Source organism: Kribbella sp. C-35, from assembly GCF_046549195.1.
GTDB lineage: Bacteria > Actinomycetota > Actinomycetes > Propionibacteriales > Kribbellaceae > Kribbella.
Genome location: NZ_JAJPWG010000003.1, coordinates 809,824 through 823,904, shown reverse-complemented (window position 1 = coordinate 823,904; position 14,081 = coordinate 809,824). Strand labels below are relative to the sequence as shown.

Below are 14,081 nucleotides of genomic sequence, written 5' to 3'. Positions count from 1 at the left end.
TGTCCAGACCGGAACTACCCGCTAGCTTTGGCGACCGGGTGAGCGGAACGAAGGGGCGGCCAATGGTTTCCGAGGACAGCGCTGACAGAGGCGCTGCGGGGGACGCTGACGGCGGGGCTGTTCGACGGCGCTCGGCGCTGTTGCCGGCTGCCGTCGCCGCTGTCGTGGTGGCGGCGGTGTTCGTCGCCTCCGGAATCATCCGCGGTACCTTTCCCTTCGGTTCGCTGTCCCGCAGTACCAACGATCTTGGCACCCAGTACATCCCCTTCTTCGCCCATCTCTGGGACGTCCTGCACGGCCAGGGCCAGGGCGACCTGCTGTTCAACTGGCAGAGCGCCTTCGGCGTCGGCTTCCTCGCGGACGTCGGGGTCGATCTCGGCAGCCCATTGTCCCTGCTGGTGGGTCTGTTCCCGCGCGACCAGATCGACCTCGCCGTCTACGTCGTCACCACACTCAAGCTGAGCCTGGCCGCGGCCGCGATGGCCGCCGCACTTCTTAAGATGCGTCCCGGACCCCGCTGGGTTGCAGCGATTCTGGGAGTCTCGTACGGCGTCTGCGGCTGGGCACTCGACGACGGATCCTACGTGCCGATGTGGCTGGACGGCCTGATCGCCCTGCCGATGTTCTTCCTGGTCGCCGAGTGGTCACTACGCCGGACCAACCGGGTGCTGAGTGTGCTGGTGGTCGCCGTCTTCTGGCTGTCCAACTTCTACACCGCCTACATGGCAACGATCGCGGGTGGGATCTACCTGCTCGCCCGGCTGCTCAGCAGCGACCTGAGCTGGTCGCTGCGCCTCCGGTCGGTCGTCCGGCACGGCGTCTCGTTCGTGCTCGGCATGGCCTTGGTCGCGCCCATCCTGCTACCGATCGTCACCACCAACCGCGCCGCAACGCCGTCCCCGTCCGGGATCTTCCACCCGTCGGCGATGGACGTGTTCCTGTCCCGGCTGCTGCCGCTGACCGAGGGTGTCGGCCGGACCGCCAGCCTGTACGTCGGAACGATCGCCCTCCTGCTCGCGCTGACGATGCCGTTCAACAAGTTCGTGCCGTGGCGGGCGAAGGCGGTCTGGGTGGTCACGATCGTCGCGGTCGCCTGGTCGTTCCGGTGGGCGCCGACGCAGGAGTTCTGGCACGCGTTCGACACCCCGAACGGCAGCCAGTACCGCGAGGCGTTCGTGCTGTGCGGCCTGCTCGTGGCGGTCGCGTGGGTCTCGGCCGCCCACAAGCTGCCCGGGCCGATCGCCTTGCTGGGCGGTGGGGTGCTGCTGGCGTTGATCGCCGTACTGTCCGACGGCAGTCCGTTGCTCAAGGAGCACTGGATGGAGGTGCTGATCGCGTCCGGGGCGGCGACTTTGGTTGCATTCGGCACCATTTGGATGCTGCGCGCCTTCCCGCGGACCCGTCGGGTGAGATGGCCGGTCGCCGGCGCGTTCGCCGTACTGCTGGTGGTCGTCGCATTGGAGACCACCTGGACCGCGGTGGTCACGGACGAGTACCGCGCGAAGGTGCTCAGCACGTCGACCATGCCGTGGGACGACAAGCAGACCACGCGGTACGACGCGCTGCGGGCAGTCGACGGCTGGCCGGCGTACCGGACCGAGCCGGGGACGTCCGTCACGCCGAACGATCCGATTCTGCTCGGCGGACAGGGCGCCGGCCTGTACAGCAGCCTGTTGCCGCACTCGGTGAACGAAATGATGACGGGCCTCGGCTTCGGCTGGTCCGGGTACGGTCGCGCGGCGCGCACGCTCGACAACCCGGTGACCGACACGATCTTCTCGGTCGGCGCCCGGATGCGGCTCGTCGACGGCAACCCGAAGATCACCCGGACGACGGTCCCGCCGCTGGTCACGGTACGGCGCCGGCTCGATACGGCGGTCCCGGTCGACACCAACTCCCCCAACGCGTACGCCGCCCAGGAGCGCCTGCTCGGGACCAAGGTGTACGACGTCCCGGAGTACAAGGGCACCCGGTTCGCGACCGGCGACGTCAAGCTGGTCGCGGCCTGTAAGCCGGGAAGCACGGCGTACCTGTACATGCCGCGCGTCGGCGGCCGCGCTCGGCTGGCCGACAACGAGTGGCACGATCTGAGTTCGACGCGCCGGCCAGGGATCAACACCAGCAGCGCGATGATCGGGCTCGGCACCGTGCCGGCGAGCGGGGTCGTGCTGGTCGAGGTCAACTTCGGCGAGGACCCGCAGGGCATTCCGCCGCGGAACGCCCTCGGCTGCCTCAACCAGCAGGCCTTGAGCAGCGCGGTCAAGAAGCTACGGGCGACCGGGGCGACGGACGTGGAGACGAGCGGTCACTCCATCCACGCGACGCTGCCCGCGGGCAGCAAGGGCTGGGCGGTGGTCGGCGTACCGAAGATCGACGGCTGGACCTGCAAGGTCGGCGGCGGCAAGCCGCAGACCCCGCGGGACTTCGGCGGTCTGATCGCCGTCCCGCTGACAGGTACGGCGGACCGGGTGGACTGCACGTTCGTGCCGCCGGGGCTTCGCCGCGGGCTGGCGGTGGGTGCGGCCGCCGCCGCAGCCACGCTCGGGATCGCATTGATCGGCGCAGTACGGCGACGGCGGCGGGCCGCTAGTTGACGTCTCGGCGGTGGAAGACCCAGCCGCCGAGCAGGATCACCACCACGGTGAAGATCGCCAGGTACCAGGCGCCGTGCTCGAACGAAAGCGTTTTCTGCACGTAGTCGCAGGCGTAACTGCCGTCGGCGCCGGACTTGCATTGCGTCACGTAGTACTGCGCGTCGTGCCGGACGAAGGCGTCGAAGTTGAGTTTCACCAACCAGGGCTGGGCTTTCTCCAGGAACGCCGCGAAAACGCCTTCCGCCAGGACCAGGTACGCCATCACGACACCGATCGCCGCGGCGGTGTGCCGGAGCAGCAGGCCGACGACGCTGCCGAGTGCGGCGGCCAGTGCGGTCGTCACTACGGCGCGACCCGCGATCGCGGAGAGATCGCCCCAGACCTTTCCCGTCGTACTCGCGGTGTCACCAAGCTGGTCGACGATCAGGAAGGCGCCGAACAGTATGACCGCCAGGACGACCGCGGCGATCGGCACGAACCCGGTCGCGGCGGCGAGCAGCTTGCTGCCGTAGACCCGGAGCCGGCGCGGCTCGAACGTCAACCAGTTGCCGATGGCACCGGAACTGAACTCGGCGCCGAGGAAACTGGCGCCGATCAGGAACGCCGCGAACGCCAGGAAGTACGACGAACCCTGTAACAGCTCCGGCATGATCTCGGCGAAGATCGTCTGCGGTTTGCCGAAGTCCTCCGGCCGGGGCTCGGGATAGGTGCACATCTCGTCGAGCTTCGGCTTCGGGTCGGGCTGCTTCGCCCAGTCCGCCTCACACAGCTTCAGATTCTCGGCCGCGTGGTCCACCCAGTCCTTGTGCGCCATCTCGTACTGCTGCTGCGCCTGCTGCTGCTCGACGGCGGACAACGGCCGCGCCTCGAAGTAGGTGGCGACCAGGAGCAGGATCGTGATCAAGAACAGGCCGAGGAGACCGACGACCGTCAAACGGCGGGCCAGCAGCCGGCGGAGCTCGACCTTGGTCAGGCGGATCATCACAGCCCCTCGCCTTCGGTGAGCTCGAGGAACACCGACTCGAGATCGGCGCGGACCGGGGCCAGCTCGGACACGTACAGCTCCTGATGGGCGAGGCGGCGCGTGACGTCGGCGGGATCCGGGGCGCCTTCGACGAGCAGGTAGTTGCCGTCGGCACGAACCGTCATACCGGCGGCGGTCAGGATGCGGGTCGCGGCCTCATGGTTGTTGACAGCCACCTTGACGGTCGGCGCCGTACCGCCGCCGATCACCTCCGCGACCGTGCCGGACGCGAGCAGGCGGCCGTGGCCGATGATCGACACGGTGTCGGCGACCTGTTCGACCTCGGCCAGGATGTGGCTGCTGACCAGGACCGTCTTACCCTGCTCGCCGAGTCCGCGCATGGTCTCGCGGATCTCCCGGATACCGGCCGGGTCGAGGCCGTTGGTCGGCTCGTCGAAGATCAGCAGGTCGGGCTCCTTGAGCAGCGTGGCCGCGATCGCCAGCCGCTGCTTCATTCCCAGCGAGTACGACCGGAACCGGTCCTTGCCCCGTTCGCCGAGCGAGGTCTGCTCGAGCACCTCGCCGACCCGAGCACGCGGCGCGCCGATCGCCTCGGCGAGCAACTCCAGGTTCTTCTGTCCGGTGAACGCCGGGAAGAACTTCGGCGACTCGACGATCGCGCCGATCCTTCCGACCACCTCCGGCAACCGCGCCGGCACCGGCTTGTCGAACACCGTCATCGTCCCCGCATCGGCACGCACCAGCCCGAGCAGCATCCGGATCGACGTGGTCTTCCCCGACCCGTTCGGCCCGAGAAACCCGTGCACCCCACCCGCCGGAACCTCCAGATCCAGCCCCTGCACCGCCACCACCTTGCGCCCCCGCCGAGTCCGGTACGTCTTGCGCAACCCGCGCGTACTGATGGCCAGGTCGGACATCCCCACCCCTCTCGTCGTTGAGCAGACGCACAGCGTGACAGGTTTGTTCACCACCCGCACACCTACCCCACAAGCGAACCGCGGCGCGGCGCGCTGGCGGATGTGGTGAGGGGTGGATGTGGTGAAGGGGTGGATGTGGTGGGGGGTGGATGTGGACAGCCCCACGCACACCTACATACACCCGAGGCGCGGCGTGGCTGGCGGGTGTGCACCCCGAGCGGTGGCGGTGCACAGGAAATTGCGGCTCTCCGGTCCGATGTGTGGGTGTCGGTGGGGCACCCGAGGACTCATGACAGGCCGTGGCGGGCTGGAACCCGACATTCCCTGTCTCCGCCCACCAGCTCCTGTCAGCCCCCACCGCACCACACCACCGCACCACCACACCACCACTCGCACTCACCCACCGCACCACCGTCCGGCGTGCACCGTCCGCACACGAGGGGATATCCGACGGTGTTGTGCCTTCTCCGTTGGTATGCGAGGGGAGAACCCACAACACCAGGGGATACCCGGTTCTATTGCCGGAGGTGTGGGGGTTGTGGTGGCGGCACGGCTGCTCGTGGGCTGTGGGATGTGCAAGCTCGACAGGTAGAGCACCGGTGAGACGCTGTACGCACGGACACGTTCACGCTCAGGTGCACTACCCAGCCGACCGACACATCCTGTCGAGCTGCAGATCACACCAAACCTGGCACCCGTCGACCACCCACACATCAGTCACAAGAGCCGAAATTGCGTGTGCTGTGCCAGCAGGTCCTGTGCAGCCGCAGGCGTACGGCGGTTGGGTGGTGCGCGGAGCGGATGCTCCGCACGGACGTCCCGCCAGATACCCCCAGCCGGTATTGCCCGAGGACTTGCGTTCCATACCCGTAGGGGGTAACTTCTTGGGCGTGGAGATACCCCGGAGGGGTAGCTGAGGGCGAGAGGACCATGTGATGACCACCGATGAGGGACAGGTGCACGGATACACCGCTGAGAAGAGCAGTCATCTGAAGCGGTTGCGGCGGATCGAGGGGCAGGTTCGCGGTCTGCAGCGGATGGTCGAGGAGGACAAGTACTGCATCGACATCCTGACCCAGGTGTCGGCGGCCACGAAGGCGTTGCAGTCGTTCTCGCTGGAGTTGCTCGACGAGCATCTCTCGCACTGCGTGGTCGAGGCCGCGCAGAAGGGCGGGCCCGAGGCCGACGAGAAGGTTCGCGAGGCGTCCGACGCGATCGCCCGCCTCGTCCGCAGCTGAAACATCTCTCACACAACAATCACCCCGTTTCGAGCAAGGAGCTTCGATATGAGCACCACTACGACCTACTCCGTTTCCGGTATGACCTGCGGCCACTGCACTTCGGCTGTCACCGAGGAGCTCAGCAAGCTCGTCGGTGTCCAGGACGTGAAGATCGACCTCGTCGCGGGCGGCACCTCCGCGGTGCACGTGACGAGTGAGTCCGCTCTCGACGACGCCGCCGTCCGCGACGCCGTCGACGAGGCGGGCTACGAACTGGCGGCGTCGTGAGCCGGGCCGTCGCGCTCCGGCTCGGCGCGTTCGCCGGTGCGGTGGTGCTGGCCTTCGGGGCGGCGTACGGCATCGGCTCCGCGATCGACCCGATCGCGGCGGCCGACGACTCCTCCGCGGCACCGGCCCACGGAGAGGAGATGGGTGGCATGGAGCAGACTGCAGGCACCTCGGAACACGGTGGACACGAGTCGGCCGGGCAACTGCCCGGGCTGGCGGTGTCCGACGCGGGCTACACGTTCGCGCCGGCGAAAACGTTCTTCACCAGCGGCACGAAGACCGAGTTGCGCTTCACGATCCAAGGACCGGACGGCAAACCGGTCACGAAGTACACGAAGACCCACGAGAAGGACCTGCACCTGATCGTGGTCCGCCGGGACCTGTCCGGGTTCCATCACGTGCACCCCACGCTGGCGGCGGACGGGACGTGGAGCATCCCGTTCACGTTCACCGCCGGCGGGACCTGGCGGCTGTACGCCGACTTCCAGCCGGCCGGCCACGACAGCACGATCACCCTCGGCACGGATGTGAACGTCACCGGGCTGTACGTCCCGGTCCCGGTCGCCGAACCGGCGAGCAGCTACAGCTTCGACGGGTACGACGTGACGCTGCAGGGCACCCCGGTCGCCGGTAAGGAGTCCAACCTGGCGTTCACGGTGAACCGCGATGGCAAACCGGTCACCGATCTGCAGCCGTACCTGGGCGCCTTCGGGCACCTGGTCTCGCTGCGCAGCGGGGACCTCGCCTACCTGCACACCCATCCGGCGCAGGAAGCGACGGCGGGGATGAAGGGCGGACCGGGGATCACGTTCGCCACCACCTTCCCGACTGCTGGTACCTACAGCCTGTTCCTGGACTTCCAGCACGCGGGCAAGGTCCACACCGCCGAGTTCACCGTCAAGGTGGGCGCCACCGGCACCACCATCGTCCCGCCGACCGCCGCACCAAGCGCGACCCCGGGGCACGAAGAAACACCCCACGGCCACTGAGAGGAGGCACTTCATCATGACCAGCACCGAGCCCGGTCAGTCCGTCGAACTCATCATCGGTGGTATGACGTGCGCCTCGTGCGCCGCCCGGGTGGAGAAGAAACTGAACCGGATGGACGGCGTCACCGCCACCGTGAACTACGCCACCGAGAAGGCGAAGGTGACGTACGCGGACGGCATCTCCACCGACGACCTGGTGGCCACGGTCGAGAAGACCGGGTACACCGCGAGCCTGCCGACGCCAGCCGTCGAAGCGTCGGCCGACGAACCGGACGAGCTGAAGCCCCTGCGGGAGCGGCTGATCGCGAGCATCGTCCTTGCGGTCCCGGTGGTCGCGTTCGGGATGATCCCGGCGCTGCAGTTCGACTCGTGGCAGTGGGCGTCGCTGACGCTGGCGTTCCCGGTCGTGACGTGGGCGGCCTGGCCGTTCCACAAGGCTGCCTGGACCAACCTGCGGCACGGCGCCACGACGATGGACACACTGATCTCACTCGGCATCGTGAGCTCGTTCCTCTGGTCGCTGTACGCGCTGTTCCTCGGTTCGGCCGGTGAGCCCGGGATGAAGATGCCGTTCACGCTGATCCCGTCCCGCGGCACCGGCGCCGAGGAGATCTACCTCGAGGTGGCGACCGCCGTCACCGTGTTCATCCTCTCCGGCCGGTACTTCGAGGCACGGGCGAAGCGTCGCTCGGGGGCCGCGTTGCGGGCCCTGCTCGAACTCGGCGCGAAGGACGTCGCCGTTCTACGGAACGGGACCGAGACCCGGATCCCGGCCGACCAGCTCGTCGTGGGTGACGAGTTCGTCGTGCGGCCGGGCGAGAAGATCGCCACCGACGGCGTGGTCGTGACCGGCAGCAGCGCGGTCGACGCGTCGATGCTGACGGGCGAGTCCGTGCCGGTCGAGGTCGGCGAAGGCGACGCGGTCGTTGGTGCGACCGTCAATGCCGGCGGCCGGCTGGTGGTGCGAGCGACCCGGGTCGGTGCGGACACGCAGCTCGCGCAGATGGCGCGGCTCGTCGAGGACGCTCAGAACGGGAAGGCCGCCGTACAGCGGCTGGCCGACAAGGTGTCCGGGGTCTTCGTGCCGATCGTGATCGGGCTGGCGCTAGCAACGCTAGGTTTCTGGCTCGGCAACGGTTCCCCGCTCGAGGTCGCGTTCACGGCCGCGGTCGCCGTACTGATCATCGCCTGCCCGTGTGCGCTGGGTCTGGCCACGCCGACCGCGTTGATGGTCGGGACGGGTCGGGGCGCGCAGCTGGGCATCCTGATCAAGGGGCCGGAGGTGCTCGAGTCCACGCGGCGGGTCGACACCGTCGTACTGGACAAGACGGGCACCGTCACCACGGGCCGGATGGAGTTGGTCGACGTACTGCTTGCTCCGGACCAGGATCGGGCCGAGGTACTGCGGTTGGCAGGGGCGCTCGAGCACTCGAGCGAGCACCCGATCGCGCAGGCCATCGCCCGGGCCGCGGCTGTCGAAGGGAAGCTTCCGGACGTCGAGGACTTCGGGAACGTCGAAGGCCTTGGTGTGCAGGGGATCGTCGACGGGCACGCCGTACTCGTCGGGCGGACGCAGCTGTTGGAGGAGTGGAGCCAGTACCTGCCATCAGAGCTCGCGCACGCCAAGGAGCATGCCGAGGCGGAAGGCAGTACGGCGGTGGCGGTCGGCTGGGATGGGCAGGCACGGGCTGTGCTGGTCGTCGCGGACACCGTGAAGCCCACGTCCGTGGAGGCGATCGCTCAGCTCAAGGCGTTGGGCCTGCGGCCGGTGCTGCTGACTGGTGACAACGAAGCGGTGGCGACGAAGGTGGCCGGTGAGGTCGGGATCGACGAGGTGATCGCCGAGGTCCTGCCGGCCGGCAAGGTCGACGCGGTGAAGAAGCTGCAGGACGAGGGCCGTGTGGTCGCGATGGTCGGCGACGGCGTCAACGACGCGGCCGCCCTTGCCCAGGCTGACCTCGGGTTGAGCATGGGTACGGGCACCGATGTGGCGATCGAAGCGAGTGACCTGACGCTGGTGCGCGGCGATCTGCGCGCGGCTGCGGACGCCATCCGGTTGTCCCGCAGCACGCTCCGCACGATCAAGGGCAATCTGTTCTGGGCCTTCGCGTACAACGTCGCCGCGCTTCCGCTGGCCGCCGCCGGGTTGCTGAACCCGATGCTCGCGGGTGCTGCGATGGCGTTCAGCTCGGTGTTTGTGGTGTCGAACAGCCTGCGACTGCGCCGCTTCCGTCCGCTTAGCTGATCGAGGCTGGCTTGGGGAGGATTACTTGCCGATTCGGGCAGGTAATCCTCCCTAACCGCGTCGCAGCGGGCGTGGTGGTCAGTGGATCCAGGCGGTGGCGTCGGCGGGGAGGGCGCCGTCGTCGAGGGGGATGCTGGTGAGGAGTACCTCCTCGTGCGAGGGCAGGGGCACCGGGTCGGCGCTCAGGTTGGTGATGCAGGTGAGGTTCTCGCGGCGGAAGCTCAGCACGTCGGGTGGGGAGTCGAGCCAGGTCAGTGCGCCGTCGCCCAGGAGATTGCGGCGTAGGTGGAGGCCGGTGCGGTAGAGGGTGAGCATCGAGTTCTGGTCGTCGTACTGGGACTCGACGGTGAGGTTCTTCCAGTCGCGTGGTTGCGGGAGCCACGGCGTACCGGCGCCGAACCCGAAGGGCGGCTCCTTGCCGGACCACGGTAGGGGCACACGGCAACCATCTCGGCCGCGGTCGGCGCCCTTCGAGCGGGAGAAGATCGGGTCCTGCAACACCGAGTCCGGCAGATCCTCGACCTCAGGCAACCCGAGTTCCTCGCCCTGGTAGACGTACAGACCGCCTGGAAGGGCCATCGCCAGCAGAGCGGCTGCGCGGGCGCGGCGTTCGCCGAGGACGAGATCGGTGAGCATCCCGTGCTTGCGGTCCTGGTGCGAGAAGGACGTGTCCGCGCGCCCGTACTTCGTCACCGGTCTCGTCACGTCGTGGTTCGACAGCACCCAGGTCGGTGGTGCGCCGATCGGGACATGCGTGGAGAGCGTGAGGTCGATCGACGCCTTCAGTTCCGCGGCTTCCCACGGGCGGGACAGGAAGTCGAAGTTGAACGCGGTCTGCATCTCGTCCGGCCGCAGGTACAGCGCGAACCGTTCCTGGTCCGGCATCCACATCTCACCGACGAAGAACCGGCCCTCATAGGAGTCGGAGATCCGCCGCCAGCCGCGGTACACCTCGTGCACCTCGTCGTGGTCGGTGTACGACTCCTCGACGCTGTCCAGGTCCTTGAACAGTACGGCGGCGCTGTCGATCCGGATCCCGTCGACGCCGCGGTCCAGCCAGAACCGCAGGATGTCGTGGAACTCCTCGACGACCTCGGGATTGCGCCAATTGAAGTCGGGCTGCTCCGGCGCGAACAGGTGCAGGTACCACTCGCCGTCCTCGACCTGGGACCAGGCCGGGCCGTTGAAGATCGACTGCCAATCATTGGGAGGACCATCGTTAAGGCCAGGCCGGAACAGGAACCGCTCCCGCTCGGGCGATCCCGGGCCGGCCTGCAACGCCTGAACGAACCAGTCCTGTTGGTCGGACCCATGATTCGGCACGATGTCGATGATCGTGCGGATGTCCAGGGCGTGCGCCTCCGCGATGTACGCCTCCGCCTCGGCGAGGGTGCCGAACGCCGGCTCGATCGCGCGGTAGTCGGCGACGTCGTACCCGCCGTCGGCCATCGGCGACGGGTACCATGGGTTCAGCCAGATCGCGTCAATCCCGAGCTCCGCCAGGTACGGCAGCTTCGCGCGCAGACCGGCCAGGTCGCCGATCCCGTCGTCGTTGCCGTCCGCGAAACTCCGCAGGTACACCTGATAGATCGCAGCTCCACGCCACCATTCGTCGGCCATCAAATCTCCTTTAACCTTTCAGGCTTCCGGCCGTGAGTCCGGCCATGATGCTGCGCTGGAACACGAAGAACACAAGGATTGTCGGCAGGCTGGCGATCACCAGTGAGGCGATCAGGACGTTCTGCGGCATCTGGGCGGACAGCGACGCGATGCCGACGCTGATCGACATCTTGTCCGTCTCCGGCAGGACCAGCAGCGGCCAGACGAAGTCCTTCCAGACCGTGACCACCGACAGGATCGACACCACGCCGACGATCGGCCGCGACACCGGCAGCACGATCGACCACAGGATCCGCAGCGGCGACGCACCGTCGATCTCGGCCGCTTCGAGCAGTTCGCGAGGGATCGAGTCGAAGAACCGCTTGAGCAGAAACACGAAGAACCCGTTCGCTGCCGCCGGCAACCAAATCGCCCAGGGTGTGTTCAGCAGATCCAGGTGCAAGATCGGCAGGTCCTTCGCCACCAGGTACGTCGGCAACAGCAGCACCATCGGCGGGATCATCAACGTCGCCAGCATCGCGCCGAGCACGAGCTTCCCGAGGACGGGCCGCAGCTTCGACAGCGCGTACGCCGCGGACACGTCGACCGCCAGCGTGAACAGCCACGCGCCACCGGCGTACATGGCGGTGTTCTTGAGGAACACGCCCAGCTGGAGCTGGTCCCAGGCCTCTTTGTAGACGCTGAAGTCGACCGACTTCGGGAAGAAGCTGGGTGGGATCTGCGCGAGCTCGTCGGGCGACTTCAGTGCGCCGCTCACCATCCAGTAGAACGGGAAAACGAACGCGCCGGTGAAGCCGACGATCGTCACCGTCAGGATCGTCCAGTAGATGATCCGGCCGCGCGGCGTGCGGAGGGCGAGGGGTGACACCAGGGTTCTCATCGCTCGGCCTCCTCGCGGGACACACGCAGGTAGATCGTGGAGAAGACCAGCAGGACGATCATCAGCATCAGGCCGAGAGCGGAACCGCCGCCGAAGTCACCGAAGTTGAACGCGTACTGGTACATCAGGTACGCGACGGTGACGGTCGCGTTCTCCGGGCCGCCACCGGTCAGCAGGTATGGCTCGATGAAGACCTGCATCGTGGCGACGACCTGCAGGAGCAGCATCACCAGCAGGATCAGTTTGGTCTGCGGGATCGTCACGTGCCAGACCCGCCTCAGCAGACCGGCGCCGTCGAGCTCCGCCGACTCGTACAGGTCGCCGGGGATGCTCTGCAGCGCGGCGAGGTAGATCAGCGTGCCGGTGCCGAGGTTCATCCAGGTCGACACGATCACCAGGCTGACGAGCGCCGTACTCGTCGAGTCCAGCCAGCTCAACGGCGGGAGATGCACCGCGTCGAGCGCCTGGTTGAACAAGCCGGCTCCGGGGTCGTAGAACCACTTGAACAGCAGTACGGCGACCGCGGGCGGGAGCATCACGGGCAGGTAGACGACGAAACGCAGGTACGCCTTCGCGTGCTTGAGCTCGTTCAGCACCACGGCCAGCACGAAAGGGACGGCGTACCCGATCACCAGCGCCAGCCCGCTGAACGCCGCGGTGTTCAGCCACGCGGACCGGAACGCCGGGTCCGCGATCACCGTGCGGAAGTTCTCGAAGCCGACCCACTCCCCCGGATCGACGAAGTTGTTCTGCTGAAAGCTCAGCACGATCTCCCGAACCATCGGATACCAGGAGAACAAGGCAAAACAGACCAATGCCGCGCACAAGAACCCGTACGCCGTTAGATTCCGCCCCACCGCCCTACGGAGGGCGCCATGGTCGTCTGGGGATCGCGGGTCCGTCGCCCCCAACTGGGGACGACGGACCCGCTCCTCGGTCACCGTCATTTACGTGTTCTTCGCGAGGATCTTGTTGGCCTTGGACTCGGCGTCGGAGAGCAGCTTGTCGATATCGGCGTCCTTGCGGGTGAGTACCGCGGACATCGCCACGTCGAGGACGGCGTACAGCTCCTGCGCCTTCGGGGGTTCGAGCTTGTTGGTGATGTTGCCCTGGGCATCGACGTACGGCGTGAAGTTGTCGACCGGGACCGTCGCGTACTTCTTGCGCAGCGAGTTGATCTCGCTGCCCGGGGCACTGTTCCCGTACAGGTCCGGGATCGGCAGACCGACCGGCCGGCCCTGCTCCTTCGACCGCGCGTAGTTGAACTGCCCCTGGCCCGGCGTCAGCTCGTGGAACTCGAGCCACAGCAGGCCCGCCTTGATCTTCTCCGGCGACGCCTTCGGGTTGAACATGTACCCGTCACCGCCACTCAGCGACGACTTCCCGTCCGACTCCGGTACGGCGGTGACGCCGTAGTCCTCGAACTTGCCCTTGAAGTCGTTGTTCACCGACTGCACGACGTCCGGCGCACCGACCATCATGCCGAGCTTGCCGCCGCCCATCATGCGCATCAGGTCCTCCCACTGCAGCAACTGCTTGCTGCCCATGGAGTTGTCGTCCCAGCGCATCTGCTTCAGGTTCTCGAGGACCGCCTTGCCCTCGTCGCTCTTGAACGCCGCAGTCTTCCCGTCGTCGCTGACCATCGAGCCGCCGCGTGCGTACAGCTCCGCGGCGAAGTGCCAGCCGCCGGTGTTGCCGGCCGAGTACTCACCGAAGCCGACGTACCCCGGGCCGAGTGCGGCGATCTTCTTCGCGGCCGCCCGGACCTCCTCCCAAGTCTTCGGCGGGTTGGCCGGGTCGAGACCGGCCTGGGTGAACAGCTTCCGGTTGTAGACCAGGCCCATGTTGTAGTTGTTCCGCGGCAGGCCGTACGTCTTGTCGCCGTCCTTGAAGACGCTCATCACGTCCTTGCGCAGGTCGTTCACCGGCTTCACGCTGCCGACGTACTGGCTGATGTCCGCGGCCTGCTTCTTCTCGATGATCTTCCGGACGTCGGTGTAGTAGACGTAGAACAGGTCCTCCTGCGTCCCGCCGGCCAGCTTCGCCTGGAAGGTGTCCGGGTTGATGCAGGGGAACGCGTCCTTGCCCTCGACCGTGATGTTCGGGTGCGCCTTCTGGAACGCGGCGACATCGGCCTCCCAGGCCTCGCGTTCCTTCGGGTTGCTCTTCGGCGGCTCGCAGCCGACCGTGATCGTCACCGGACCGTCGGCCGCCCCCGCCGATTTCTTGTCGTCCGATCCGCAGGACGCGGCCACCAGCCCGAGTCCCATCACCAGCAGCAGGCTGAGCCCGCGGCGCGTTGTGGTCATCTCCACCCTCTCCCTTTCCTGGTGCCGACACCGT

At 67.3% G+C, this 14,081-nt stretch carries 11 protein-coding genes; 5 read left to right on the top strand and 6 right to left on the bottom strand.

Features of this window, described 5'->3' with window-relative positions; genetic code table 11:
* Positions 1-62 precede the first annotated feature (62 nt).
* Positions 63-2,594, top strand: coding sequence for a YfhO family protein (locus ACLJOO_RS23860; protein ID WP_410789509.1), 2,532 nt, complete (start codon positions 63-65; stop codon positions 2,592-2,594).
* Here ACLJOO_RS23860 and ACLJOO_RS23855 read toward each other — a convergent pair.
* Together ACLJOO_RS23855 and ACLJOO_RS23850 are read right to left on the bottom strand one after the other, a co-directional pair.
* Positions 2,587-3,576: an ABC transporter permease subunit gene (locus tag ACLJOO_RS23855; protein ID WP_410789508.1), complete on the bottom strand. Its 990-nt coding sequence runs from the start codon at positions 3,574-3,576 to the stop codon at positions 2,587-2,589. The genes ACLJOO_RS23860 and ACLJOO_RS23855 overlap by 8 nt on opposite strands.
* Positions 3,576-4,496: an ABC transporter ATP-binding protein gene (locus ACLJOO_RS23850; RefSeq protein WP_410789507.1), complete on the bottom strand. Its 921-nt coding sequence runs from the start codon at positions 4,494-4,496 to the stop codon at positions 3,576-3,578. Before ACLJOO_RS23850 ends, ACLJOO_RS23855 begins: the two co-directional genes overlap by 1 nt.
* Positions 4,497-5,431: 935 nt before the next feature.
* Here ACLJOO_RS23850 and ACLJOO_RS23845 point away from each other — a divergent pair.
* From ACLJOO_RS23845 to ACLJOO_RS23830, 4 genes are read left to right on the top strand one after another with little or no spacing between them, the layout of a single operon-like run.
* Entirely contained in the window at positions 5,432-5,734 is a 303-nt protein-coding gene (locus tag ACLJOO_RS23845; protein ID WP_410789506.1) for a metal-sensitive transcriptional regulator, read from the top strand.
* Positions 5,735-5,782: 48 nt separating this feature from the next.
* On the top strand, positions 5,783-6,004 hold the full coding sequence (locus ACLJOO_RS23840) for a heavy-metal-associated domain-containing protein (protein WP_410789505.1): 222 nt from the start codon (positions 5,783-5,785) through the stop codon (positions 6,002-6,004).
* Positions 6,001-6,993 (top strand): hypothetical protein, encoded by a 993-nt coding sequence (locus tag ACLJOO_RS23835; RefSeq protein ID WP_410789504.1) that lies wholly within the window; start codon positions 6,001-6,003, stop codon positions 6,991-6,993. Before ACLJOO_RS23840 ends, ACLJOO_RS23835 begins: the two co-directional genes overlap by 4 nt.
* Before the next feature lie 16 nt (positions 6,994-7,009).
* Positions 7,010-9,238 carry a heavy metal translocating P-type ATPase gene (locus ACLJOO_RS23830; protein ID WP_410789503.1) on the top strand — a complete coding sequence of 743 codons (2,229 nt, stop codon included), beginning with the start codon at positions 7,010-7,012 and terminating at the stop codon, positions 9,236-9,238.
* Between the two features lie 78 nt (positions 9,239-9,316).
* Here ACLJOO_RS23830 and ACLJOO_RS23825 read toward each other — a convergent pair whose 3' ends face one another.
* The 4 genes from ACLJOO_RS23825 to ACLJOO_RS23810 form a co-directional block, all read right to left on the bottom strand.
* Entirely contained in the window at positions 9,317-10,858 is a 1,542-nt protein-coding gene (locus ACLJOO_RS23825) for a glycoside hydrolase family 13 protein (protein WP_410789501.1), read from the bottom strand.
* A 10-nt stretch (positions 10,859-10,868) separates the two neighbouring features.
* On the bottom strand, positions 10,869-11,738 hold the full coding sequence (locus ACLJOO_RS23820; RefSeq protein ID WP_410789500.1) for a carbohydrate ABC transporter permease: 870 nt from the start codon (positions 11,736-11,738) through the stop codon (positions 10,869-10,871).
* The gene (locus ACLJOO_RS23815; RefSeq protein ID WP_410789499.1) at positions 11,735-12,520 is read right to left on the bottom strand and encodes a carbohydrate ABC transporter permease; all 786 of its coding nucleotides are present in this window, start codon (positions 12,518-12,520) and stop codon (positions 11,735-11,737) included. The genes ACLJOO_RS23820 and ACLJOO_RS23815 overlap by 4 nt, the downstream gene beginning before the upstream one ends.
* Positions 12,521-12,685: 165 nt before the next feature.
* Complete coding sequence (locus tag ACLJOO_RS23810) at positions 12,686-14,047, bottom strand: ABC transporter substrate-binding protein (RefSeq protein ID WP_410789498.1); 1,362 nt, start codon at positions 14,045-14,047, stop codon at positions 12,686-12,688.
* Positions 14,048-14,081 lie beyond the last annotated feature (34 nt).